Source organism: Mangrovibacter plantisponsor, from assembly GCF_003182475.1.
Lineage (GTDB): Bacteria > Pseudomonadota > Gammaproteobacteria > Enterobacterales > Enterobacteriaceae > Mangrovibacter > Mangrovibacter plantisponsor.
Window position 1 is genome coordinate 170,900 of the sequence record NZ_QGTS01000008.1, and the last position, 24,836, is coordinate 195,735.

The 24,836-nt window shown below is 49.5% G+C and carries 23 protein-coding genes; 2 read left to right on the forward strand and 21 right to left on the reverse strand.

All coding sequences use genetic code 11. The annotated features are described in order from the left end of the window. Positions 1-5: 5 nt before the first annotated feature. Both uvrC and uvrY read right to left on the reverse strand, forming a co-directional pair. The gene (gene uvrC, locus DES37_RS14675) at positions 6-1,838 is read right to left on the reverse strand and encodes an excinuclease ABC subunit UvrC (protein ID WP_110026402.1); all 1,833 of its coding nucleotides are present in this window, start codon (positions 1,836-1,838) and stop codon (positions 6-8) included. After that, the gene (gene uvrY, locus DES37_RS14680) at positions 1,835-2,491 is read right to left on the reverse strand and encodes a UvrY/SirA/GacA family response regulator transcription factor (RefSeq protein WP_110026404.1); all 657 of its coding nucleotides are present in this window, start codon (positions 2,489-2,491) and stop codon (positions 1,835-1,837) included. Before uvrY ends, uvrC begins: the two co-directional genes overlap by 4 nt. A 538-nt stretch (positions 2,492-3,029) precedes the next feature. Between uvrY and DES37_RS14685 the strand changes: the two genes are divergently transcribed. Continuing rightward, a complete protein-coding gene (locus tag DES37_RS14685; protein WP_036111892.1) occupies positions 3,030-3,254 on the forward strand; it encodes a DUF2594 family protein in 225 nt (74 codons plus the stop codon). An 88-nt stretch (positions 3,255-3,342) separates the two neighbouring features. On the opposite strand, the gene sdiA is transcribed toward DES37_RS14685, so the two are convergent. The 19 genes from sdiA to DES37_RS14780 form a co-directional block, all read right to left on the reverse strand. Next, positions 3,343-4,065 carry a quorum-sensing transcriptional regulator SdiA gene (sdiA, locus tag DES37_RS14690; RefSeq protein ID WP_036111895.1) on the reverse strand — a complete coding sequence of 241 codons (723 nt, stop codon included), beginning with the start codon at positions 4,063-4,065 and terminating at the stop codon, positions 3,343-3,345. A gap of 399 nt (positions 4,066-4,464) precedes the next feature. Then, entirely contained in the window at positions 4,465-5,217 is a 753-nt protein-coding gene (gene tcyN / locus DES37_RS14695) for an L-cystine ABC transporter ATP-binding protein TcyN (RefSeq protein ID WP_110026406.1), read from the reverse strand. Beyond that, on the reverse strand, positions 5,214-5,882 hold the full coding sequence (gene tcyL, locus DES37_RS14700; protein WP_036111902.1) for a cystine ABC transporter permease: 669 nt from the start codon (positions 5,880-5,882) through the stop codon (positions 5,214-5,216). Before tcyL ends, tcyN begins: the two co-directional genes overlap by 4 nt. Before the next feature lie 24 nt (positions 5,883-5,906). Next, entirely contained in the window at positions 5,907-6,893 is a 987-nt protein-coding gene (dcyD, locus tag DES37_RS14705; RefSeq protein WP_110026531.1) for a D-cysteine desulfhydrase, read from the reverse strand. A 155-nt stretch (positions 6,894-7,048) separates the two neighbouring features. Then, the gene (gene tcyJ / locus DES37_RS14710; protein WP_036111904.1) at positions 7,049-7,849 is read right to left on the reverse strand and encodes a cystine ABC transporter substrate-binding protein; all 801 of its coding nucleotides are present in this window, start codon (positions 7,847-7,849) and stop codon (positions 7,049-7,051) included. A gap of 89 nt (positions 7,850-7,938) precedes the next feature. After that, positions 7,939-8,490, reverse strand: coding sequence for a flagella biosynthesis regulatory protein FliZ (fliZ, locus tag DES37_RS14715; RefSeq protein ID WP_036111907.1), 552 nt, complete (start codon positions 8,488-8,490; stop codon positions 7,939-7,941). A gap of 65 nt (positions 8,491-8,555) precedes the next feature. Next, positions 8,556-9,275, reverse strand: a complete 720-nt coding sequence (locus DES37_RS14720) for an RNA polymerase sigma factor FliA (protein WP_036111910.1) — start codon at positions 9,273-9,275, stop codon at positions 8,556-8,558. Between the two features lie 133 nt (positions 9,276-9,408). Further along, complete coding sequence (locus DES37_RS14725) at positions 9,409-10,608, reverse strand: acyl-CoA reductase (protein ID WP_110026408.1); 1,200 nt, start codon at positions 10,606-10,608, stop codon at positions 9,409-9,411. Beyond that, complete coding sequence (locus DES37_RS14730; protein ID WP_110026410.1) at positions 10,592-11,674, reverse strand: LuxE/PaaK family acyltransferase; 1,083 nt, start codon at positions 11,672-11,674, stop codon at positions 10,592-10,594. The genes DES37_RS14725 and DES37_RS14730 overlap by 17 nt, the downstream gene beginning before the upstream one ends. Next, on the reverse strand, positions 11,671-13,080 hold the full coding sequence (locus DES37_RS14735; protein WP_110026412.1) for an AMP-binding protein: 1,410 nt from the start codon (positions 13,078-13,080) through the stop codon (positions 11,671-11,673). Before DES37_RS14735 ends, DES37_RS14730 begins: the two co-directional genes overlap by 4 nt. Next, positions 13,073-14,044 (reverse strand): transketolase family protein, encoded by a 972-nt coding sequence (locus DES37_RS14740; RefSeq protein WP_110026413.1) that lies wholly within the window; start codon positions 14,042-14,044, stop codon positions 13,073-13,075. Before DES37_RS14740 ends, DES37_RS14735 begins: the two co-directional genes overlap by 8 nt. Next, positions 14,041-14,862, reverse strand: coding sequence for a transketolase (locus tag DES37_RS14745; RefSeq protein ID WP_110026415.1), 822 nt, complete (start codon positions 14,860-14,862; stop codon positions 14,041-14,043). The genes DES37_RS14740 and DES37_RS14745 overlap by 4 nt, the downstream gene beginning before the upstream one ends. Continuing rightward, positions 14,859-15,602 carry an SDR family NAD(P)-dependent oxidoreductase gene (locus tag DES37_RS14750; protein WP_110026533.1) on the reverse strand — a complete coding sequence of 248 codons (744 nt, stop codon included), beginning with the start codon at positions 15,600-15,602 and terminating at the stop codon, positions 14,859-14,861. The genes DES37_RS14745 and DES37_RS14750 overlap by 4 nt, the downstream gene beginning before the upstream one ends. A gap of 16 nt (positions 15,603-15,618) precedes the next feature. Then, entirely contained in the window at positions 15,619-16,362 is a 744-nt protein-coding gene (locus DES37_RS14755) for an SDR family NAD(P)-dependent oxidoreductase (protein ID WP_110026416.1), read from the reverse strand. A gap of 18 nt (positions 16,363-16,380) precedes the next feature. After that, a complete protein-coding gene (locus DES37_RS14760; protein ID WP_110026418.1) occupies positions 16,381-16,620 on the reverse strand; it encodes an acyl carrier protein in 240 nt (79 codons plus the stop codon). A gap of 21 nt (positions 16,621-16,641) precedes the next feature. Next, positions 16,642-17,295, reverse strand: a complete 654-nt coding sequence (locus tag DES37_RS14765; RefSeq protein ID WP_110026419.1) for a NeuD/PglB/VioB family sugar acetyltransferase — start codon at positions 17,293-17,295, stop codon at positions 16,642-16,644. After that, complete coding sequence (locus DES37_RS14770; protein WP_110026421.1) at positions 17,292-18,452, reverse strand: DegT/DnrJ/EryC1/StrS family aminotransferase; 1,161 nt, start codon at positions 18,450-18,452, stop codon at positions 17,292-17,294. The genes DES37_RS14765 and DES37_RS14770 overlap by 4 nt, the downstream gene beginning before the upstream one ends. A gap of 17 nt (positions 18,453-18,469) precedes the next feature. Further along, positions 18,470-21,898, reverse strand: a complete 3,429-nt coding sequence (locus DES37_RS14775) for a bifunctional class I SAM-dependent methyltransferase/glycosyltransferase (RefSeq protein WP_170123775.1) — start codon at positions 21,896-21,898, stop codon at positions 18,470-18,472. 161 nt (positions 21,899-22,059) lie between these two features. Continuing rightward, complete coding sequence (locus DES37_RS14780) at positions 22,060-22,959, reverse strand: flagellin N-terminal helical domain-containing protein (protein ID WP_036111940.1); 900 nt, start codon at positions 22,957-22,959, stop codon at positions 22,060-22,062. Between the two features lie 411 nt (positions 22,960-23,370). Here DES37_RS14780 and fliD point away from each other — a divergent pair, with 411 nt between their 5' ends. After that, positions 23,371-24,810, forward strand: coding sequence for a flagellar filament capping protein FliD (fliD, locus tag DES37_RS14785; protein WP_110026425.1), 1,440 nt, complete (start codon positions 23,371-23,373; stop codon positions 24,808-24,810). Positions 24,811-24,836: the final 26 nt, after the last annotated feature.

The following is a 24,836-nucleotide window of genomic DNA, read 5'->3' on the forward strand; positions in this document are numbered from 1 at the left end:
AGGCCCTAATGTTTCAATGCATAGAAAATCTTTTCTGCCAGTGCGTCTGAAATTCCTGGCACTTTTGCGATCTCCTCTGCTGACGCATTACGCAAAGGCTGTAACCCACCCATAAATTTGAGCAGCATTTGCCGCCGTTTAGGGCCGATCCCTTCAATAGATTCAAGGCTGCTGGTACTTTTTACTTTCGCCCTTTTTTTACGATGCCCACTAATGGCGTGATCGTGTGACTCATCACGAATGTGCTGTATCACATGCAATGCCGGTGAATCCGGTGGCAACGAAAAACCTTCCCCTTCAGGTTCGAAAAACAAAGTTTCCAGGCCCGCTTTACGATCACTTCCCTTTGCCACGCCCAACAGTAATGGGTGCGTTTTATCCCATGGGACATCCAGTTCAGCAAACACCGTTTTAGCCTGGCGCAGCTGCCCTTTCCCGCCATCAATAAAAATTACATCGGGAATTTTGCTGTCATCAATCGCCTTACCATAGCGCCGCCGCAGTACCTGGTTCATAGCGGCATAGTCATCGCCTGGCGTTATTCCGGTAATATTGTAGCGCCGGTAATCAGCCCGTAGTGGTCCATTCGTATCAAAAACCACACAGGATGCGACAGTTTGTTCACCCATTGTGTGGCTGATATCAAAACATTCCATCCGCCTGATCTTAGGAAGCTTAAGAACCTCAGCCAGTGCAGTAAGGCGCTGGTGAATGGTTGACTGCTGCGACAACTTAGTAACCAGGGCTGTCGCGGCATTGGTACGGGCAAGTTTCAAATAACGGGCCCTGTCACCGCGTGGGCGCGTTTGTACATGTATTTTTCGCCCGGCGAGCTCAGACAGTGAATCGCTCAGTAAACCGGGTTCGGCCAGATTGAAATCCAGCAGTATCTCGCCAGGCAAAGTGCGCGACTGGCTTCCCTGTAGATAAAACTGCCCAACGAAAGTTTCCACCACTTCGCTAAGTTCTGTGCCACCTGGCACTTTAGGGAAATAACTACGGCTTCCCAGTACCTTGCCCTGGCGAATAAATAGTACATGGACACAGGCCATGCCAGCATCGAATGCCACGCCAATTACATCTAAATCATCGCCAGTATTAGAAACAAATTGCCTTTCAGTTACCCGGCGTACAGCCTGAATCTGGTCTCTTAACCGTGCTGCTTCTTCAAATTCAAGTGACTGGCTGGCAGCCTCCATACGCGCCACCAGCATCCGGATAACCTGGTCGTCTTTGCCGGACAGGAACAAACGCACATACTCAACTTGCTGAGCGTAATCTTCATCGCTGACAATGCCTTTAACACAAGGCCCCAGGCAGCGGCCAATTTGGTATTGCAGGCAAGGCCGCGAACGGTTGCGATAAACATTATTTTCACACTGGCGCACAGGGAATACTTTTTGCAGTAACGCCAGAGTCTCGCGAACAGCATAACCATTCGGGAAAGGTCCGAAATACTCGCCTTTAGCATGCTTTGCACCACGGTGCATCGCAAGCCTTGGGTGGTGATCGCCGCTCAGAAAGATAAAAGGATAGGATTTATCATCACGCAACAGCACGTTGTAACGTGGCTGATAAAGCTTAATGTAGTTGTGTTCAAGAAGAAGAGCTTCGGTTTCTGTATGGGTGACGGTGACGTCGATTTGGGCTATTTGAGCGACCAGCGCTTCGGTTTTGCGGCTGGAGACCTTAATACGGAAATAGCTGGATAACCGTTTTTTCAGGTCTTTCGCTTTCCCGACATAAATGACAGTAGCCTGGTCATCATACATCCTGTAGACACCAGGCTTGCTGGTCACGGTCTTTAAAAAGGCTTTTGCGTCGAAATGTTCACTCACTGACTTGCCAAAGGCTCCGTGTTACAAAGGCCATGACGAATCGCCAGATGGGTCAACTCGACATCGCCACTAATATTAAGCTTACTGAACATCCTGTAACGGTAGCTGTTCACTGTTTTCGGGCTGAGGTTGAGTTGTTCTGAAATTTCATTCACCTTTTGGCCGCGCGTTATCATTAACATGATTTGCAATTCGCGCTCAGATAAAGAGGCAAAAGGTGATTCTGTTTTCTCTGGCTCTATCTGGCTCAGCGCCATTTGCTGTGCAATATCTGAAGCGATATAGCGCTGCCCTGAGTGCACCAAACGAATGGCGTTCACCACTTCTTGCGGCGCGGCACCTTTGCTCAAATAGCCGGAAGCCCCTGCCTGCATTACTTTTGCAGGAAGTGGATTCTCAGTATGGATCGTCAACATGATGACTTTAACTTCAGGCGTGGCGCGCACAATTTTGCGGGTGGCTTCAAGACCACCAATGCCCGGCATGTTCATGTCCATCAGGACAACGTCCACCGGATTTGCGCGGCAGAACTTCACAGCATCTTCACCACAGGCTGACTCACCTGCAATACGAATGCCTTTGACATCTTCCAGAATGCGTCGTATCCCTGCGCGCACCAGTTCATGGTCATCAACAAGAAACACGTTGATCAAGGGAGTATCTCCAGAAAAGGGATAACGCTTCATGCCCTTCACATTTCCAGTTGCTGCGGGTCAGTGCCACCAGCACACAGGCGCTGGTTCTCAGCAACTCGATTTATTCCGGGTATATACATCATTTACTGTTTCATAGTACCGGGTTTTACAGCAACTTGAAATTGCTAAAAGAGACAACATCAGTTTTTTACGCCAATTGTGAAATTTTATCATGAGGCTAAAGATAAAAATGCAACATAGTGGTGAAAACCAACACAATTATGTAAGTCTGTAACACCGGACACAGATTTGCTCTGTCAGGCTTTACCCTGCTCTTTATTTCCTGCATCCCGGTAAATGTTTCGCTGGTTGGCATTCGCCTCTGCGTTCATTTATTCGTCAAAATGAAAGAAAACGATTATCGTTTATTGCATTAAACACGTTGCAATACAGTTTTCCTGACAGAGGGAATATAACTCGCATAAGCTATGCTATAATGCGCCCCTTTCGTCACACATTGTGATTGATACATTGTATCATTTTAATGAGGTATCCAATGAGTCAGCCTGATTTATCCACTAATGAAAATCTCCAGGAAATTGCCCTGGAAATCACCTGTCTGAAAGCTATGGTCACCCAAATGCTGAAAGCTCTGGGCCAGGCCGATGCTGGTCGGGTGATTATTAAAATGGAAAAACAGATTGCAGAAATGGAAGATCCGGCTCAGGCAGCCGTATTTACCAACACAGTTAAGCAAATTAAACAGGCTTACCGCCAGTAATCATTTGCAATAACAGAAAAGGCCGGTGGATATTCAGATATCTCACCGGCCTTTTTACTTCCGTCTGCACGCAGAACAACCTTGCCTTTCAGATAAGCCCTGTAGCCGCGGCATAACAGGCTATTTGAGTTTTATTCGGCGCATTAAACTTCTTTTGCATATTCTTTTGATGGAAATTCACCGTATTCTCAGAGATAGATAAAATCATGGCGATTTCCGCCGAGGTTTTACCTTCTGCTGTCCAAAGTAAAATTTCCCGTTCTCTTTTGCTGAGCTTATACTCAACAGACTGCACTGCCTGTTCATCAAGACGATTAAGGGTAACCATGCTCAATTCAGTCAGTAACTGAAGATGTAACGATGTTTCATCATCGCTTAAAGCCTGTTTACGCTTACATTCCGTTGATACAGACAAGAACCCAATAGCCCTGCTCGGTGCTATAAGGCATTGTGTGACACCAAATCTCAGACCATGCGCCTGTGCAGAAGCCCAAAAATCAGGGACATCCCTGAACAGTGACTCATTCCACGGCAGATAGCCAAGATTATAGTTTTCCGGCCGTAACACCGGGTCTATTTCAAAGTAGTTATTCGAAATATATTCATTCTGCCATTCCTGACTGTAAGTTGAATAAACAGTTAACTTAGGTCTGGTAAAAGGAACCGGATAGCGAATACACAAAGCGAAACAATCATAACCAATCAATTGAGTCTCTTCAGTTAACAAGTCCCACAGTTCCTGAGTTTGTTGTACTGAATTAAACCGAGACTTCACTTCGCATCGCCAACTAAAGAAGTTGGTATTTCCCATTATTTTTCTACATCTCCTAATCTGGCACCTGGACCGACATGGATAAAATACCATACAAATAGGAAAACGTTAGTGTAAAAGGCAATTTTCTCAGGAAAAATCTTATTGATTATTGGATGATTGTGCTACTCGCTTGTATTGACAGCGTTTATACCCATCACGCTAATAATTACCCATATCGACAGTATAAAATTACTTAAGAATTATCTTACCATTGCTTAATAATCACTACGCGCTGCAGGGTATTTGCATTATGGGTGGCGATAGTTTCAGAATAGCTAGTGGGAATAACCCCGTTGGCAGGGAGCCCGGTATAAGAAGGAAACCGGCAATGGAAACGATACAGAAGCGGTACTGCAGATAACGCCGGCGCACCAACCAGTACGCCGGCAGAACAGATTAATTGACTAAAAACTTCTCAAGAAACTGACGGGTTCTGGGGTGTTCCGGACTGGAAAACAACTGGTGCGCAGGCCCCTGTTCAACGATGTTTCCCTGATCCATAAATATCGCTCTGTCTGCGACATCCCGGGCAAAAGACATCTCGTGGGTAACAATCACCATGGTGCGTTTTTCTTCAGCCAGCGCACGGATAGTCGTTAATACTTCCCCTACTAACTCCGGGTCCAGCGCCGATGTCGGTTCATCAAACAGAATCACCTCGGGTTGCATGGCCAGAGCCCGGGCTATTGCTACCCGTTGCTGCTGCCCACCACTCAGGCGCTTAGGGTACTGGTTTTCTTTACCCGTCAACCCGACTTTTGCCAGCAGTTCACGGGCAACAGCAATTGAGGACTCCCGGGACTCCCCTTTCACAATAACCGGCCCTTCGATAATGTTCTCAAGAACAGTACGGTGAGGAAACAAATTAAAGTTCTGGAAAACAAACCCAACATGCTGGCGCAACTGGCGTATTTTAGCCCGCTGGCGGCTGATGCCGGTCTGTGCATCAATCAGAATATCGCCGACTTTGATTGTGCCGCTGTCTGGTGTTTCCAGTAAGTTGATACTACGCAACAAGGTCGTTTTCCCGGAACCACTTGGCCCGATAATAGCCACGACTTCCCCGGGGCGGACATCAAAATCGATACCATGTAACACAGTCTGACCATGAAAGGTTTTGACCAGTTTTTTCACTTCAATGGCGCTCATTTAGGGTCTCGCTCCTGGCGGTTTAACTGGTTTTCAAAATAGTTCTGCAGCGAAGACAGTACCGTAGCCATAACCCAGTAAATAACAGATGCGGCCAGGTACATAGTGAATACTTCCAGAGTGCGTGAAGTAATCAGTTGCGCCTGGCGGAACAGCTCTGGTACCTGAATGGTGGCCGCAAGCGAGGTATCTTTTACCAGGCTGATAAAGCTGTTACTCAAAGGAGGCAAAGCAACCCTTGCCGCCTGGGGTAAAATTGCACGGCGCATGGTTTGCCAGCGCGACATCCCAATACTGGCCGCAGCTTCCCACTGCCCTTTATCAATGGAACCAATAGCAGCGCGCAATGTTTCTGCGGCATAGGCTGCCGTGTTGAGCGACAGGCCAATCATCGCGGAAGGCACAGGGTCCAGCTCAATGCCAAACTGAGGGAGACCGTAATAAATCATAAATAGCTGTGCAATCAGCGGGGTACCACGGAAAATGGAAATATAAGCCCGGGCAAGCCAGGACACAGGCCATACTGGCGACATTCTCATCAGTGCCAGAACAAACCCCAGAACCAGGCCAAAGAACATGCCACCGATACTGAGCTGAAGTGTAAATACCGCGCCTTTAAGTAAATAAGGCAGGGATTCCAGTATTAACTGCAGACTTTCTTGCATTATTATTGTTTACCCTGAAAAACGTTATACATGAGGATGGTAGGCAAATAGCGCAGGCGCACCACCGGTGTGAATAAACAGTACCGGGCCTTCATCTTTAAAGCGTTTCTGGCTGATGCCGTCAATCAACCCGGCCATTGCCTTGCCGGTATACACCGGGTCAAGCAAAATCCCTTCCAGCTCAGCCACCAGCTTCACTGCATCATTGCCTGCCTGGTTTGGCATGCCATATTGCGGCGCAAAATAGTCATCCCACAGTAAAATATCATCACTGACCCGGGCGTCCAGCAACGCGGCCACTTCTTGTTGCAGTTTAACGACTTTAGGCTTCTGTTGTTCCACGGTGCGCGAAACCGTCACACCAATCAGCTCTGTACCCGGCATTGCCAGTTCAAGCCCAACAGCCAGGCCCGCATGAGTGCCGGCACTCCCCGAGGCAACCACCACTGAAGAAATGCGTGCGGCTTCATCACACTGCCCGGCGATCTCCAGAGCGCTTTCAACATAACCCAGAGCGCCCAATGCATTAGAACCACCAACGGGTACAACATAAGGGCGAAATCCCTGAGCTTCCAGGCGTTCAGCGATTTCCGCCAGCTGTGCGTCGGGCGCATCCAAAGCGGCACACATTTCCACCTGCACATTAAAGAGATCCAGCAACAGCCGGTTGCCGTTTGTCAGGTAGTTTTCAGCCTGAGTACCAATAGGGTTTTCCAGCAACGCAACACAGTGCAACCCCAGTTTTGCGGCAACGGCAGCAGTCTGGCGAACATGGTTGGACTGAATGGCCCCGGCAGTCACTAATGTGTCGGCACCTTCGCGCAGAGCTTCTGCTGCCAGAAACTCCAGTTTACGCAATTTATTACCCCCCATCGCCAGCGGCGTGGTGTCATCACGTTTGATAAAAATTTCCCGGCCCAGATGGTCAGATAAACGTGGCAGGTATTCCAGTGCAGTTGGCGCACCAATCAGTTCAAGGCGAGGAAAGCGTGTAAGATTTTGCAGGGACATATTTTGCATGGACATAGTGCCTCCGGGTTACCGGTAAAAGAATCATGCTATTGATTATGCTACAGGGATAAGCTGACCAACAGTTTCACAGCCAGAAACGATAAAAAAAGGTGCCAGAGGCACCTTCCAGTAATAATTCAGGCAGAACGCCAAGTTTACTTCGTAACGTCTGCACCAAACCATTTTTCTGACAGCGCCGGCAAGCTGCCGTCTTTTTGCATATCGGCAATCGCGCTGTTAATTGCTTTGAGCAAATCTTCATTGCCTTTACGCAACGCCACGCCAGACTCCTGGCGGGAGAACGGCTGCCCGGTCACGGCCAGAGTATCGTGAGTTTTCTTCACCAGATCCAGTGCTGCCAGGCGGTCAACCAGAATGGCATCAATACGCCCTACACGCAGATCCTGGTATTTGGTCGGATCATCATCATAGGTACGGATATCAACACCCGGTACATTTTCACGTAACCACTGTTCGTAGTTAGTGCCCAGGCCCACGCCCACTTTTTTGCCTTTGAGGTCTGCGGCAGTTTTAATTTCGCCAGCATTCTCTTTTTTCACCAGTGCCTGAATACCAGAAACGGTATAAGGAGTGGAGAAGTCATATTTTTTCTCACGCTCTGGCGAAATCGTAACCTGGTTAATGACCACATCAATACGTTTTGCATCCAGTGATGCCAGCATGCCATCCCATTTGGTCGGTTTCAGGTCTGCTTTTACGCCAAGGTGCTGTGCCAGGGCTTTAGCAAAATCCACTTCGAAACCGGCAAGCTTGCCATCTGCATCCTGGAAACTGAATGGAGGATAAGTGCCTTCCAGCCCGACACGCAGGGTGCCGCGCTCTTTAATGGTGTTGAGCAGGTTTTCAGCGGCAAAAGTTTTCACACTCATACCGGCCACCAGCGCAACTGCCATCATTCCCATCAAAGCCTGTCGGCCAAAGGTTGCTAATTTCATTATTAATCTCTTCCCAATGTGTAAATTGTGATGCAGTTTAGTGCCTGATTCAGATAAATCAAACACGCTCTGCTACAACTTATGCCTTTTTAATATATAGCGGAAGTCGATTTGTTTTCAGCCGGGTTATCCGGCAGTTGGTTTTTTTGCCGTAAATACTGCGCATACTTACGCAAAGCGATGCGGTAATTGTTCGGGCTGGTTGCCGGTAACCACTGCTCAAGGGCTTCATCCGGCGTGAGGTCGCAGGCCAGCTCTTTCGCAACACCCTGCTCAGCCAAATGCGTTGCCAGGCGGCGCAGGCGCACAACATACTCGCGAATGGTGCCGTGGCTCATATCAGTTTGTTCAAAAAGATACTGCTTGAAGCCAATGATATCGAACCAGTCATTATGTTCATTGCAATGCAGATCACTGCAAAAGCGGCACAATGCAATCCAGTCCTGCTTGATAATTTGCCATGTCGCTTCATCAATCAACGTATCCAGTTGAGCGATGGCGGTTTTGTTGACGATTTCATCACGCCTGACCAGTGTTATCCTGTCCAGCAACTTGCCACAGTGAGCACAGTGGGTCTGCGAGTGTTTGAAATCTTTAAGATAGCGGCTTAGCGGCCGTCTTTTGGGCTGGTGCACCGTCATGATAACTCCCTGGTATTAAAGGTCTGTGGGGCGGCTCTACCAGGATCATGACGGTGTGTCAGAATCTATAACTTACCCAGCTTGGTGCGTAATCGTTTAATCGCCTGACTGTGCAACTGACTTACCCGTGATTCGCCGACTTCCAGTACCGCACCAATCTCTTTGAGGTTGAGCTCTTCCTGGTAATACAGCGTCAACACCAGTTGTTCGCGTTCCGGAAGTGATTCAATGGCCTCAGCCACACGCTCCCGTAAATCGCTGTTCAACAGTTGTTGCAGCGGGTTCTCTTGCTGGTGATCATCGGTCACCAGCTCGATGCTATCGCCATGCTCTTCACGCCACTCATCATAAGAAAAGAGTTGGCTGTTGTTTGTGTCGAGCAGCATCTGACGATACTCTTCGAGCGAGATATCCAGGCGTTCTGCAACTTCAATTTCGGTTGCGTTGCGCCCTAACTCCTGCTCCAGTTGCCCAATCGCCTGCGCGACTTCTCGTGCGTTGCGCCGAACACTGCGTGGGACCCAGTCCCTGCTGCGCAGTTCGTCCAGCATAGCGCCACGAATACGTTGCACTGCGTAAGTGGTAAAAGCCGTTCCTTGCAGGGCGTCATAGCGTTCAACCGCACTCAACAACCCGATGCCGCCCGCCTGCAGCAAATCATCCAGTTCAACGCTCGCCGGCAATCGCACCTGGAGGCGCAATGCTTCGTGGCGCACCAGAGGTACATATCGCTGCCACAGCGAGTGTTTATCCATTACACCATCAGCGGTATAGAGTGAATTCACGATAAACAGCCCTGCGTTAATGAGTTATCGGCACCATTATCTGATTCTGGAGGGCATTTAATCCGATGAATAATGGGTTAAATGGGGTTTTATTTGCGCCTTCCAGGGCGACGCAAACAAATTCGCCTCACAATCAGCTAATTACCTGAACATGACGAGTTAAATAACTGACTAAATCATATCCGTCCCAAAGCAATGAAAATTGCATGCTTTGCCCCAGTGGAACAAATCTGTCTACTCCCCGGGGATGTTCTTGAGACATAAAGCTATAAATATCTTCTGGCGCAATGCCAAATGTAGTGACTGTCTGGCATTTTTCACCGCACAGTGGTGCAATATCATCCAGCGATTGAGCCACATATTCATAGAAATACCCGGCCTGATGATGAGTAATCAATTTTTCAGCATCCGGGTGGTCCAGCTCGACACGAAACACCATATTTTCGTGCGGGTTGACCAGATGAGTACCAGAGCTTAGAGCTGCATCCTGGCAAAAATGGGTGAGATTTTTCACTACATTAGCCGCAACCAATGTGTATTTATCCTGCAACCAGTCGGTATACATCTCCCAGAACATTGCGCGCGCCTGGGATACCCGGTTACCTGACCACACAACCAGCTTGCTCGCTGAACAAGCCTGTTGGTCGGTCAATAATGTATCATTATAGAAATCTTCCAGTACGCGTGCTTTATTTTTCGCCTCCAGCCAGGCGTCAGCATTAATGACTGAAAATGAATAACGGTCGGCAAAAGCAATATCAATAGCGCGTGGTGGTATTGGCGAGCGACGAATAGCCGCAATAGTCTGGTCCCCTCCCCAAATTAATCTGGCCTGGCACAAGCCAGAAAAATAGTCTGTTATTTGTGACTCATGACCATAATTGACCAGAATAACCCGATGCTGCTGGCTGGGGAATTCAGCCAGACAACGGCGCCACGCATCACAAATTATTTCGACCTGAACAAAGGGTTTCGAAGGAAGACGTACGATATTCGCATTGCCCGTCAATAACCCGGCAACCAGTGAATAGGCAAAATTAACCGCAACATTTGACGGGGCGATATGAAAAGCAAGGCCCCGCCCTGTTTGGTGTTGTGTGCCCGTGAATGCCCCTTGTTGTTGCCTCAACGATGCCTGGCGGCACCAAAATGCAAGGCTCATTACATCTGGCCATTCACGTGTCCGGGTATCTTCTCGCAGGCAAGCGGAAAAACGCGACAGCAAGGCAATCGTTTCTTCGCTGAACGGACGGCAAGGGTGCGCAGCAAGTGCCTGGCTGAGCTGGTCCTCTCCCCCGATGCGAAAAGTAACACCTTCAAAATTGTGCGGCATACGTATCACTGCATCCTCTTAATTCAGCCTGGGGTAAACGCCCAAGGATTCGGAAATACTTCCCTGCACGCCCGCACGGGCAGTCATCTTCACCGAGCAAAATGCCTTCATCTTCAGTCAGCAACGAATGCCCGGGGTAGGATTCCGGGATAACAGACATCACCTGGACTATCCCGGGTTCACCCGCCGGGCACACAGAAAAATCACGGGGATCCCGAATGATGATGTCGGAGAACACACTGGCATGAAGATGCCCGTGCTCACACTGCATGTAAATACAGCCTGTTTGTTCCACCATTCCGTAATAATCGCACACACGGCTAATACCGCTTACAGCATGGAGCCGGTTGGCAAACTCATCCGGTGTAACAGCCTGGTTGTGTAACTTTTTCCAACCACCACCATGAATTAATATGCCTGCGGATAAATCAACTTTATTCCCGGAGCCAGCCAGAGCCTGGTAAAAGTGTTGCCAAACCATAAAGGTGAAGCCGAATAACAGTACGGGCTTACCTTGATATTTTTCTGCAAAGGCTTCTACTGCCTCCAGGTTTAACGTCATGTCATCATTCAGCGCCCAGGTGCGGTCAGCACCAAAGATAGAAAAACCCAGAATACCCGCCCCCCGGGCCGAGAACATATTGCGGTCTTTCATTACCGAGGGTGCATCAATAATCAGCATTGGCATGCGGGCTGCCCCGGTAAACGCGCTGACAATTTTCACCAACACTTTTTGCTGGTTCGCCGCGGTAAGTTTATCAAGATAAATCTTTGATACGGCCTGGCCTGTTGTGCCAGAAGATGTCATGGTTTTGACAATGTCGTGTTCTGCAACACTTGCCAGCGACAGCTGTTTGAATAATGAAACAGGAATAAACGGAACGGTCTCTGGCGAAACAATTGACTGAGACGAAACACCCAGCCCGTCAAGGATCCGCTGGTACGGCTGGCAGGCTGTATAATGATGTGCGGTCAGCGCCTGCATTCTGCTGGTTATCCAGGCGCGTTTCTCATCGCGCGTTAGCGAAAATGGCGCATAGTTCAGCCAGTGCAGGTCATCCACTATAAAGCCTCCAGTTGCGCGTACAGCGTCTTGCCTGAGGCATTTTTCGGGATAGTGTCTATTTGGCGAACATCGAAAGCTGAATGATGGAACTGAAACGTGCCGGTCAGAAACTGCTTGATTTCAACCGGCGAGTACGCCCCGGTTACCCACACCCGTATATGGTCATCTTCTCCGCCAACCGCACATTCAATGCCCGCGAAACTGGCTTTAAGACGATGTTCAATGTCATCAAGCCCAACGCGGTTACCAAAAACTTTTAAGAACCTTTTTTTGCGCCCAACAATGGTATAGATACCCATGGTATCCCGGCTTGCCATATCCCCCGTGACAAGACGCCCCTGGTTATCATCACCCCGGGCTAAATCTTCACGACAGATGGCGTAGCCCAGTGAAACATTGTCGCCATAATAAACCAACTCACCCACCACATCGTTTTGGGTAATAACCTCGCCCTGCGCATCAAGCAGTTCAAAACACCCACCGGGAATGGCCTGCCCCATGGCACCGTTTTTCTCGATACACAAATCCGGGGGCAAAAAACCCATTCGTGAGGTCGCTTCGCACGCCCCATACATGACAAAGAAGCGTTTATTTTCTTGCTGTGCCCAGTGAGCAAACGCGTCCTGTAAAACAGGCGCCAGCTTTCCGCCTGCCTGAGTTAACGTGGTCAGGTGTGGTAATGCCATACGCATAAAACGCAGTTTATTCAGCATTTCGAAGGTATAAGGCACCCCAGAGAGAGATGTAGCCTGGTGAGTTTTAACAAATTGCCAGAACGGGCTTTGCAATGGGCTGGCTTTAGTCAGCAACAGCGTCGCACCCACTGCCAGGTGGCTATTGATAATCGACAACCCAAAAACATAATTCATAGGTAAATAGGCAACTGGCCGTTCATGCACGGTGATATCCAGGTAATCGACAATGCTGTCGCAGTTTGCCTGTAAATTACGGTACGTCTGCCTGACAAGTTTGGGGCTTCCCGTTGAACCAGAGGTGGTCATCAGTAACCCTAATTCATCCGGCATTTCTGGTGCCTGTTCACCCGTTTCTACCAGAACATAACCGGCATGACGCAGCACCACCTCACCAACTACCGCCCGGCTCTCTGGCTGCCACACATAACCTGGCCTCCAGACCGCGAACAGGTCCCGTGCAAGAGTGGCATCCAGCGCGTTATCCAGCATTAATGGCACAGCCCCGGCCCGCAGGCTCGCAAGGTACCCAACCAGCGCACCGGGTGTATTCTCACATAAACAAAACAGTAAAGTCCGCGGGCTCAGGCAGGCTGCCAGCCGGTCAACCAAATCAGATAATTGCAGGTAAGAAACCTGTTGGCCGTCATCGTCTATTACCGCTGCCCGGTGATTAAATTCACTCGGCCAGTGCCAGAATGGGGGCTTACTCATAGCAGGTGTCCTGTATTTTCCTGCTGACATGGCTGGGTGTCAGCCCATGTTGTTCCAGCATCCATTGGTAATCACCTGCATGCCCATAATACTGCCCGATACCGACAGGAAGCACTCTTGGCCCATGGGCCTGGAAACTACGCCATTCAGCAACCGCGCTCCCCAGGCCACCAATTGTACTGTGCTCTTCAACCGTTACCAGCCAGTTAAAATGCTGGAAAGCGGCCAGTGTCTCTGTATCAAGGGGTTTCAGGGTATGCATATCAATCACTGCGACATGCTTCCCTTGTTCTGCAAGGTCTTTTGCAGCACCCAGTGCAACAGCCACCATACTCCCGGTAGCGACAATCGCAACATGCTCACCCTGCTGGAGAATATTGGCTTTGCCCGGAATAAATGTCGCCGGCTCGCGATACACCACCGGTGCCCGCATTCCGCCGGTTAAACGCAGGTATACTGGCCCGTTCAGATTAGCGGCGACTTCGGTTAACTGTGCCGTCGCTGTTGCATCTGCAGGTGATAAAATCGCCAACCCTGATATGGATCGCAGTGTTGCAATATCTTCAATGCCGTAATGCGTTACCCCAAACATACCCATCGCAAACCCGGAAGCCAGCCCCACTACTTTTACATTCTCCTGGAGATAGCCAAGATAGTGGCGAACCTGTTCACATGACCGCAATGCGGCGAAATTGGCAAAAGTAGTGGCAAACGGAATAGTTTGTTGTGATGCCATTCCGGCAGCAACCCCAATCAGGTTCTGCTCTGCGATCCCGACATTAAAAAAACGTTCCGGGTACGCCGTACTGAAACGATCGAGACCGGAGGTCAGCGCCAAATCAGCGGTCAGGGCTACAATGTCAGGATTTTCCGCCGCCAGACGCTGCAAGGCCATGCCAAAAGTCCCGCGGGTGCCCATCATCGACCAGGCGCGAATATCTGCGGGTGAAATAGCCAGGCTCATTGCGTGCCTCCTAATTCCTGTAGTGCCAGGTCATACTGCGCACGGGACATTTTATTGCGGTGCCAACCGTTGTTATGCTCCATAAAAGAAACCCCCTTTCCTTTGACTGTTCTGGCAACGATTGCTTTGGGTTTCCCGTTGGATGGCGTAGCCAGTGCGCCCAGAAGCGCATCAAGATCATGACCATCACATTCAATCACATGCCAGCCACAGCCTTGCCAAAGTGCCGGGAAATTCATCTCGACAGTTTCTTTGCAAGACCAGTCAGACTGGAAGCCATTACAATCAATAATCGCTGTAATGTTGCTTAATTTTTGGTGTGCTGCAAAAAGCGCACTTTCCCAAATAGAGCCTTCATTGCACTCACCATCGCCCAGTACCACATAGTTATGCCAGGGTTGCTGGCGCTGGCGCTGTACCAGAGCAATCCCACAGGCGTAACCGATGCCATGGCCTAACGAACCGCCTGCAAAATCAATACCTAATGCCGGATTCATTGGCGTCAGTGCGGGTAACAACGAACCACTGTGGTCGAATGTGGCAAGTTGTTCATCAGACAAAACACCGTAGTGGTGTAAGGTGCAATACAACGCCAGTGCGGCGTGGCCTTTACTTAACAGCAGACGGTCACGCTCCGGCGAACCCATGTCAGACACCTGATAACGCATCACTTGCCCATACAGTGCCGTGGCGATTTCCACCATGGATAACGCAGGCCCCAGATGAACGCCATCAACGGGAGCCTGCCAGGCGGTATGAATAATCGACTGGCGGATTTGTTGTGCCGCAGCTTGCAACACATCTGCTGTTTTTTTCATCGTAGACCACCATCCACTCTGATAACCTGCCCGGTGATGTAACTGGCAAGGTCTGATGCCAGAAACACAGCGGTTTCTGCAATTTCTGAAGGTAACCCGGCACGGCGCAGATCCGCCGCATTTTTCGCCTGCTCAATAATGTGTTCTGGCATGGTAGACAACATATCGGTATCCGTGATGCCAGGCGCGATGCAGTTAGCCCGAATACCTGATTCACCCAGTTCAGCCGCTATCGATTTAGTCATCACTATCAGTGCAGCTTTAGACGCACCATAGGCTGACTTCCCGGGGTTACCATCCTCGCCTGCCGTTGAAGCAATATTCACAATACTGCCGCGCTTATTTCTTACCATCAGTTTGCTGATGTACTGGCTGAATAAGTAAACAGAAAAGAAGTTCACCTCAAACTGCTGGCGCAACTGTGTCTCACTGGTCATCTGAAACAGGCTGTTGAGCGTGATACCCGCATTATTTACCAGAGCGTCAATCGGCCGCTTGTCAGCCATAATTTGTTTAACCGCCAGTTTCATCGCGCTGGTGTCGGTCATATCAAAGAACAGTGGGATGATTTGCACACCGTAACGTTCTGCCGTCAGTGCCAGTGACGCGATATGCTCACTGTCTTCTTCACGCGCGTGGGCATAAATGGTGGCGCCATTGGCGGCGAATACATCAACCATTGCCCGGCCCATGCCGCGCCGGGTGCCTGTAATAATTACCGTCTTCCCTTGCAAAAACATGAATAAATCCTCCGGGTTATGCCATGCCGCCATCAATACGAATTGTCTGCCCGGTAACATAACTGGCGGCATCGCTCGCCAGCCACACCAGCACATTGGCAACCTCTTCCGGCAACCCTAACCGCTTCAGTTCACAACGGCTTAACTGCCGGGACATCGCCTCTTCAGGTAAGTCTTCAGTCATGGCGGTTTTGATTACACCGGGCGCAACCGCATTAACCCGGATCCCCTGCGGGCCGAGTTCCATAGACAGTGTTTTGGTCGCAGCAAGCCACGCAGCTTTGGAGGCAGCATAGGCCAGTTGCCCACTGTTGCCATCCAGCGCCGAAATGCTGGAGATATTGATAATGCTGCCACGCTTATTCCGTAGCATCAGGCGGGTCATATACTGCGTAAAAGCAATTTGCCCAAAGAAGTTAATCGCAAATGTCTTTTGTAACTGCGCCTGTGTCATCATGGGGAATAACGCATCAAAATTAGCCCCCGCGATGTTAACCAATATATCTACGGGAACTTTACTTTTCTGAATGACGCCTGCCGCCTGCTTGATTGCCGTATCATCCAGTAAATCGAAAATAACTGGTGTGATAGTGACGTGACAGACTTCAGCGAGCGCAGCCATATCTGCAAAAAATTGTGTATCCTCGTGCTGACAACAGGCGAATACATTCGCCCCCTGCTTTGCAAAAGCTTCAACGGTTGCTCTACCAATACCTTGTAAGGCACCGGTAATTACTGCATGTTTACCAGCCAGTAGCATGTGACACGCTCCCGTTTATCAGGCAATTTCGACATCGTATTTCTGCAGAATTTCTTTCCCTTTCTCCCAGGAGGAGAAATCGATGATGTCATCGGTATCCATCATGATGTCGAAAGCATCTTCCAGCGCGGCAATCATGGTCATATGCCCCACTGAATCCCAGGCTGGCGTATCCTGGTATTTGTAGCCTGGTAGCATTTCCTCTGTGACTTCAAAAGTTTCAATAAAGATGCTGTTGTACTTCGCCAGATTGCTCATGGTTAACTCCTGAAAAATGACTCACCGCTGTGGTGAAGATTTAAAAACTTTGCCCTGATCATTGTTGCGCATGGCGCGTGCCGGGTTTCCCAGCACAATCGTGGACTCACTCACCGGGTTAAAAACTGCCGACCCCATTCCGATAATCGCGTCATGCCCTATCGCGGTTTTCTCTTTGATGGCGCTGTTCATGCCAATAAACACACGGTCCCCGGTAATGCAGCCACCAGCCAGCATCACCTGGCTTGATACCACACAGTGCTGCCCTATTTTTGTGTCATGCCCAACACAGGCTCTTGGCTGAACTAATGAATTTCGCCCCAGAACGACATTGCAGGAAATAAAAGCGCCGGTGCACACAATGCACCCTGCCTCAATCACCGTAGTCTGAGGGACAAACACATCCGGGTGGATCAATGTAGCCAGTTGAAAATCAGCACTGAGTTTGTCTGCTAACTGATGACGCAAAGACGGCTCACCCAGCGCGATAATAATTTCTGTCTCTGTGGGGATATCGCCAAAACGCAAGACCTTGCTGCCATTGACCTGTTGCTCTGCGGTCACATCATCAATAAAGAACACGGAAGACCAACGGCCTGTGCGCGCATTGATTTGTAACGCAAGTTCCCGCACTTCTCGCCCCAAACCACCGGCGCCATAGATACCCAGATTCATAACGTGTGCCCTGTTGAATGCACTGCCGGGTCACTGGCACAACTAATATGAGCAGCCTGACGTAATACAGCGACCACCCGGTACTGATCTTCGTGGGTGAGATCCGGGTAGATGGGCAGGCACAAAATGCGGGCAGCGATATCTTCCGCAACTGGCATACGGCCCGGTTGAGCAGAAGGCAAATGCCGGTACATCGAAAAAGAGCTTATCAGTGGGTAGAAATAGCGACGACTATAGATATTTTCCGCCTTGAGCGCATCGTAAAGCGCGTCGCGGCTTACAGGGAAATCAGGAGCAACCAGTACAGGGAAGTAAGCATGATTCCATTCAACGTTAGCCGGTGCATTAAAAACACTCAGGCCGGGAATAGTTTCGAGCGCATCACAATAACGCTGATGAATGGCTGCACGCTGCGCTAGCGCGGCGTCAATATGGTTCAGTTGAACTAACCCAAAAGCGGCCTGCACCTCATTCATTTTAGCGTTGATGCCAGGTGCAACGACTGTGGTCTCATCTGCAAAGCCGAAGTTTTTCAAATAATCAATCCGTGCTTTCATCCGTGCATCAGGGCAGATGATTGCACCGCCTTCAAAGGTGTTAAACACTTTGGTGGCGTGAAAGCTGAGAATAGACAAGTCGCCACAACGCAGGATACTTTCGCCATCTTTTTTCACCCCAAAGGCGTGGGCTGCGTCGTAAATCACTTTCAGCCCCCAGGCGTCAGCAATTGACTGGATTTTGTCCACATTACAGGGGATACCGTAGCAATGAACCGGTAAGATGGCAGTCGTTTGCGGTGTGATTAATGCTTCAATTTTTGCCGGGTCAATATTGCAGGTGATGGGGTCTATATCTGCAAAGACCGGGGTCAGGCCATTCCACAGCAACGTATGGGAGGTCGCCACAAAAGAATAAGGCGTTGTGATAACCTCACCACTGATACGCAATGCCTGGAGCGCCGTCAGCAAAGCTAACGTTCCGTTAGAAAACAGGCACAGGTGCGATACACCCAGATACTCTGCCAGTGCCGATTCCAGTTGCTGATGAAAAGTACCACCATTGGTGAGGTAGCGGTTTTCCCAGATTTTTTCCAGGTAAGGCGTAAACTCCTCCAAAGGAGGTAACAGCGGGCTGGTAACAAAAATATTCTTATTCATGATGTTCTACCTCAGCCTTACAACGTCGGGGCCGCTATTAGTTCACTGAACGTAAAAGAATGAGCAGGAACGCCCTGGCGATACAACTGCCACACCTGGTTCAACACCTCGCCCAGCATCACACCAGTTTCATGGCGTTGCTGGCTCAGTGCCCATACACGCTCACGTAATTCGCGGCGAAGCCTGGCAAGCTCATTTGTTCGCCCTTTCCACTCAAGGGCTTTTTTCTGGTAATCATCAACAGAATCAGCAATAAAAGACTGTAGATTATAGCCTTGCATGATATCCACACCCTGGCGAGCAGCCATGGTTTCACCCGCAAGTGTTAATGTCGGTACACCCATCCAGGCCGCATGGTTGGTTGTTGTACCACCGGTATAAGGGAACGCATCCAACAACAAATCCACTTCACTGTGCATTGCCAGAAATTCTTTCATTGGCACTTTTTCGCGGAAAACTAACTGCGATGGGTTCACACCTTCGCGCATAAAACGCTGAGTGAAGTCATCAATCATTGACTGGCCAGACATAAACGCAATTAGCATCTTGCTGTCCGGTGCCGCTTTAAGAATACCCGCCCAGCAGGCAATAACCGGCTGGCTGAGTTTCATCGGCCGGTTAAAACTGGCAAAGGTAAAGAACCCGTTTCTGGCAAAAGGCGGTTCACTCACCGCAGGGCTGTCAAGCTCTGGGGTAAACTGTGTTGGGAAAGGAACATACAGCAATTTTTCAGTGAACTGGCTGTCAAGGAAACCTGCGGGAGCAATACCCGGGCTGATGATTCGATAATCAATTTCCTTAAGCCCACTGGTGCCCGGGTAGCCTATCCAGGTCATCTGCACCGGTGCCGGGCGCATGGCGAACACAGGCAGGCGGTTAAATGCTGTATGGCCAGACAAATCAATCAGGATATCAATTTCATCGTTTTTAATTATCTCAGCCAGCTCGCGGTGGCTGTTTTTGATTACTGAACGAAACGCTACGGTACCTGTTGCCAGGCGATCCGTCATCTCATCTTGATGAGGCGAAGTGTTGTAGGCATAAACATCAAATTTACTGCGATCCAGGCTTTCCCAGAATGGCAGCAGGAAATATGCCACTGGGTGCTTACGGAAATCACCGGAAACGAAACCAACACGCAAGCGCTCATGCTGCGGATGTGTACTGTGGCTCTCTGGCTTAATATTTTGCTTACGCATCCAGTCATAGACGTGTTGCCCATAGGACAGGTGCGTTTTATAGAGTTCACCAGGCGACACTTCTGCACGGTGTGCCAGTTCAAACAGTAATGACGTCCAGGTATCGAAATTATACTTGTTCAACTCCAGCGCTTTGCGTAATAACGCTATCGCTTCTTCTGTTTTCAGTACAGAGGTACTCACAGAAGCTTTATTCACATAGATAGTTTCATTTTTATCATCCAGCGCCAGTGCTTGTTCATAGCAATAGTTGGCAAGGTCTGAACGGTTCACCAGCGAATGGAGTTTACCCAGCAAATCCCAGGCCGAAATGCTGCGCTTGTTGTTGCGCAGCACCGCACGCATGATTCGCCCACACAGCCAATAATTTTTACGGCGGACCAAAAATATGCCCAAGTCTGCATACAACTTCCAACTGGCGGGTTGCATAGCAATCGCCCGGTAAACTGCATTAAAACCCGGTTCTTTATTGAAGGTGCGTAAGTAAAAATCTTCCAATAAATACAAGGCGTGAACTTTATTGGGATTGTCTTCAACCAGTGAAAGATAAAGTTGTTCTGCCTGTACATACTGCCCGGCGTCAACTAACGCTTTGGCTTTTTTCTCAGTTGCCGGTGCGACAGGTTGCAGGTCTGGCTGTACCGCGCGCGGATTTTCTCTGCTGAGCTTTTGTTGCGCCTCATCCAGAAATCCACCTTGTTCTGGTGCTGCGGAGAACAGAATAATGGCACTGACCATACGGATACGATGCATGTCATCAGAAACGGCAAGCAGTGACTGTAAATAACGCTGCCAGGCAAAAGGCTGGGCACTGAATATGCCTTTATAGCGCAAAGCATCGTGCAGGCTTGCTGATTGCGCCGTTACCGACAAATCGCCTTCTGCCAACCAGCTACGTTCATCTTCCGTGAGCGATACCGGTTCATTCCACATGTTTATTGGCAACGGATTTTGCCAGCCAGGCACAACAGCCAGTTGAGCCGTTTTTGTCAGTGGTTTTGGCTCAAAACCGGGACGGCGGAAATGCAGGCCCGGAACACCTTTTTCGAATAAAGCATTCAGTGAGCGGCCCAGGTCTTCACGATGGATATAGAGCGGATTATCTTCCGGCACATCTGGCAGGCGAATTTGTTGCCATACTTGCTCAAGGGTGATACTCAGCGGCCAGGCTTCCCCCATGATATCCAGTACAGACAACGTATTTTCATCATTAATTGTAATGGGGGTATCATCATGGATACGAACCGCAGTACAAACGTCGTAACCTTCCATTATGCGGCGGAAGCTGCCCGCCCAACGCATCTCCATCAGCCGCGCTTTATCCGGGAAAACTGCCATGCCTTCAGTCTGGGAGCTGTGGCCCAGAACGCTGTACCGCTTACTGCGCTGGCAGGCAAAATCCAGGTACTGCTGGCTGAGGATCTTATGGGGCTGAGGGCAAATCGCAGACAGCATTTGCGCTGTCTGGGAACCATAATGTTCAGGTAACTCAGTCCATGGTGCCAGGTCGCCCACATACCCCAACCCCATTTGGGTTACGCGCCCATGATATTCCAGAAAATATTGCCCTTCGTTCTGCCCGAGCAGGTAGTGATCAACCAGCATTTTATCTGAGTGATGCTTCGCTGCCTGTAAGGCATCCTCAACAGCCTGCCCAAGCGTTGTTGAACTGCTGGTCATGGAAAACCAGGCCAGCATGGCATGCATACAATCCTGTTGCTGGCTGGCATTGGTCGCCATCGCGGCATGCATTTGTACCGCATCCCGGATGACTTCCTGGTTTTTCGCCCCCGGGTTGCACGACCATGCATGAGTAATCAACCCCTGGCTGGCAAGATGCGTCTGGCAATACGCCAGCACCTGGTCAATACGCTGGTTGCTGAGCAGGCTGAAAGTGCCATGAATAATGATGTAATCAAACTGGCCAATATATGTGGAAAGCAACTCTTCAAGGGAAGCGCTGCAAATGGACAAATTTGCAGGCCCACCCATGCGAGTAAGGATCTGCGTCTGTGATGTATTGAGATTCTCACAAGACAGTTCCACCCCAACCCATGATGACTCAGGCCAGCGCGCTGCCTGGCTTGCAAGCCAGGCGCCGTCACCACACCCCAGTTCCAGCACACGGGCATTCACCGGAGCTACGGCATCAAAACCATACAGCCATGCTACAGAGCCGATATAATCGGGTGCGCAGGATAACTCCAGCAGAGAGGTGCCTGACCCCTTGTTTACGGCGTTGTGCACAGCGTTTTCCTTCATTTATTGATCTTTTGTTCACGATACAGGGCGAGGGCAAAATTAATGGCGGGAGAAAGCGGGCAATTTTCCTTTAATTCGCGGAATTTCATTTAGCTGAGGCAAAAAAAAAGCCAACCCGAAGGTTGGCTTTTGATGTACTTTGATGCTTACTGCAGCAGTGACAGTGCAGTCTGCGGTACCTGGTTGGCTTTGGACAGCACGTTGGTACCAGCCTGTTGCAGAATCTGCGCACGGCTCATGTTAGACACTTCTGTCGCGTAGTCGGCATCCTGGATACGGGACTGTGCAGCAGACAGGTTGGTCACAGTGTCGTTCAGGTTGCTGATGGTAGAGTCGAAACGGTTCTGGATAGCACCGAGGTCAGAACGTTGGTTATCAACTGCTTTAATCGCTTTATCGATATCAGCCAGAACAGTTGAAGACAGTACGTCGAAACCAGTGCTGTACACAGCTACAGAACGGTCGCCAGTAGAGATAGTCGCAGTAGTACCAGTTGCAGCAGTAGTGGTTTCAGAACCAGCAGTTTCTGCACCCAGTTTGTTCCAGCTAGAGTTAGCATTGATGGTGATGGAGATGGTTTCACCGTCGTTTGCACCAACCTGGATACTGATGTCAGTGTCAGTAGTGTTGCCAGACAGCACTTTGATGCCGTTGAACTGAGTCTGCTGAGCAACACGGTTGATTTCAGTCAAACGTTGGTTAACTTCAGACTGAATTGAATCGATGTCAGAAGCAGAGTTCGTGCCGTTTGCAGCCTGAACTGCCAGCTCACGAATACGTTGTAAGTTGTTGTTTATCTCATCCAGAGAGCCTTCAGCTGTCTGAGCGATAGAGATACCGTCGTTTGCGTTACGAGCGGCCTGGGTCAGACCGTTGATGTTGGAGGTAAAGCGGTTTGCAATCGCTTCGCCAGCCGCATCGTCTTTAGCGCTGTTAATGCGCAGACCAGAGGACAGACGCTCGATAGCGGTGCTCAGTGCAGCCTGTGATTTGTTCAGGTTGTTCTGAGTAGTCAATGACATCAGGTTAGTATTGATGACTGCCATAATTATTTTCCTTCATGAAATTGGGTCTAGGTTCGGTGCCTAACACTTGCGGCGTCTCTCACCGTCATCAAGGGTATCGGCGCACTGGCTGGCAACTTTAGAAATTTAGATCAAAAAAATTCATAACATTGATTTATAAGTATTTATTTAATTTAAATCACCGAACCATTACTATTTTCCTGCTAGGAATAATCCTGGAAAATTGACTGATAAATAACATAAGGGAAATTATTTTTTTCTTTAATATAGGTTCATACAGATTTATGATTTAGTAACTGGTCTGACAATCACTCTATAAGCCACCTTCCCTGCCTTCTTTTCTGCGCATTATTTTTCTTTTTCGTACTGTAAACTTTTCTCATTCGGTGCCGATATGAGTCAGGACGACCATTGATATAAAGGGAAAGACCAATGACCACTATCAGTAACCTGGGGGTTGGCTCAGGCTTAGACCTCGCAACCCTGTATGACAATTTGCAAACGGCGGAAGAGGCCAGGCTGACCACAATTACTGATCAGCAGACTAAGTATCAATCTCAGCTAAGTGCTTATGGAAAGATTCAAAGTGCACTGACCACCTTACAGACCGCCTCTGCGGCACTGGCGAAGTCAAGCACCTGGAACTCAACTTCTGTAACCAGCTCTACCACATCATTCAGTGCAACCAGCACCAGTGATGCAACGGTCGGCAGTTACACCATGAATGTTCAGCAACTGGCTAAAGGCCAGGTACTGATGAGCGGCGCGATTACCAGCAACAGCACGCAGTTGGGCGCCACCACTGGCACCACCCGTACCCTGACAATTGCGCAGGCAGATACGGACACCCCACTGACCGTGACGTTATCAGACTCTGATACCACGCTACAGGGGATTGCTGATGCCATTAATGGCGCCAACGGCAACGTTACTGCCACGATTGTAAAAGCCAGCGATACTGACTACCGGTTGATGCTGACTTCAAAAACAACTGGGGCAGATTCTGCCATGACAGTGACAGTAACCGGCGATGATACACTGCAATCGGTTATTGGTTATGATTCAAGCACCAGCAGCGGTGCGTTATCTGTGCAAACTGCAGCACAGGATGCCATCGTCACGGTAAACGGCGTCAGCGTACAACGTGATTCCAACACCATCAGTGATGCACTGCCAGGTGTTACATTGACACTGAACTCAGTGAGTTCATCAGACGAGACACTGACTGTTGCCCGTGCCACAGACAGTAACAAAACTGCGATAACGAATTGGGTAAATGCCTACAACTCACTGCAGTCTACCCTGTCAACCGTGACTAAATATGTTGCCGTTGATGCGGGCTCTGACAGCCAGTCAACCAGTAATGGGGCCCTGGTCGGTGATGCCAACGTGCGTTCTATCCAGTCGCAGTTGCGTAGCCAACTGAGTACAGCACAAAGTGGTGGTACCTACGCCATTATGGCGCAGTTAGGAATAACCCAGGATCCCAAAACCGGCCAGTTGGTTGTTGATGATGACAAACTGACCGCAGCGTTAAGCAGTGACCCTGATGCTGTAACCAATTATTTTGTGGGTGATGGCTCAACTACTGGTTTCGCCACCCAAATGAACAACACGCTGACCAGCATGTTAAGCACTACCTCTGGCAGCACTGGCATTATTCAGAATGCTGAAGACAGCATCAACAATATCCTCAGCACATTGAGTGACCGTTATGATGCAATGCAGAGCCGTATCGATGCCACTATGGCCCGTTACAAGGCTCAATTTACTGCGCTGGATACCCTGATGAGCCAGCTTACCGCGACGTCTAACTACCTGACATCGCAGTTCTCAAGCTCATCATCGTCATCGTCATCCAGCTCAAGCTAATACTGATACATTTGTTTGGCCGTGAG

Coding starts and splice junctions, on each gene's coding strand:
- fliZ (WP_036111907.1), bottom strand. CDS start 8,490: ATGACGGTGCACCAGCCCAAAAGACGGCCGCTAAGCCGCTATCTTAAA.
- DES37_RS14725 (WP_110026408.1), bottom strand. CDS start 10,608: ATGCCGCACAATTTTGAAGGTGTTACTTTTCGCATCGGGGGAGAGGAC.
- DES37_RS14740 (WP_110026413.1), bottom strand. CDS start 14,044: ATGAGCCTGGCTATTTCACCCGCAGATATTCGCGCCTGGTCGATGATG.
- tcyN (WP_110026406.1), bottom strand. CDS start 5,217: ATGAGCGCCATTGAAGTGAAAAAACTGGTCAAAACCTTTCATGGTCAG.
- DES37_RS14765 (WP_110026419.1), bottom strand. CDS start 17,295: ATGAATCTGGGTATCTATGGCGCCGGTGGTTTGGGGCGAGAAGTGCGG.
- DES37_RS14735 (WP_110026412.1), bottom strand. CDS start 13,080: ATGAGTAAGCCCCCATTCTGGCACTGGCCGAGTGAATTTAATCACCGG.
- DES37_RS14745 (WP_110026415.1), bottom strand. CDS start 14,862: ATGAAAAAAACAGCAGATGTGTTGCAAGCTGCGGCACAACAAATCCGC.
- DES37_RS14780 (WP_036111940.1), bottom strand. CDS start 22,959: ATGGCAGTCATCAATACTAACCTGATGTCATTGACTACTCAGAACAAC.
- dcyD (WP_110026531.1), bottom strand. CDS start 6,893: ATGTCCCTGCAAAATCTTACACGCTTTCCTCGCCTTGAACTGATTGGT.
- DES37_RS14755 (WP_110026416.1), bottom strand. CDS start 16,362: ATGCTACTGGCTGGTAAACATGCAGTAATTACCGGTGCCTTACAAGGT.
- fliD (WP_110026425.1), top strand. CDS start 23,371: ATGACCACTATCAGTAACCTGGGGGTTGGCTCAGGCTTAGACCTCGCA.
- tcyJ (WP_036111904.1), bottom strand. CDS start 7,849: ATGAAATTAGCAACCTTTGGCCGACAGGCTTTGATGGGAATGATGGCA.
- DES37_RS14760 (WP_110026418.1), bottom strand. CDS start 16,620: ATGAGCAATCTGGCGAAGTACAACAGCATCTTTATTGAAACTTTTGAA.
- DES37_RS14750 (WP_110026533.1), bottom strand. CDS start 15,602: ATGTTTTTGCAAGGGAAGACGGTAATTATTACAGGCACCCGGCGCGGC.
- tcyL (WP_036111902.1), bottom strand. CDS start 5,882: ATGCAAGAAAGTCTGCAGTTAATACTGGAATCCCTGCCTTATTTACTT.
- sdiA (WP_036111895.1), bottom strand. CDS start 4,065: ATGGGAAATACCAACTTCTTTAGTTGGCGATGCGAAGTGAAGTCTCGG.
- DES37_RS14685 (WP_036111892.1), top strand. CDS start 3,030: ATGAGTCAGCCTGATTTATCCACTAATGAAAATCTCCAGGAAATTGCC.
- DES37_RS14770 (WP_110026421.1), bottom strand. CDS start 18,452: ATGAATAAGAATATTTTTGTTACCAGCCCGCTGTTACCTCCTTTGGAG.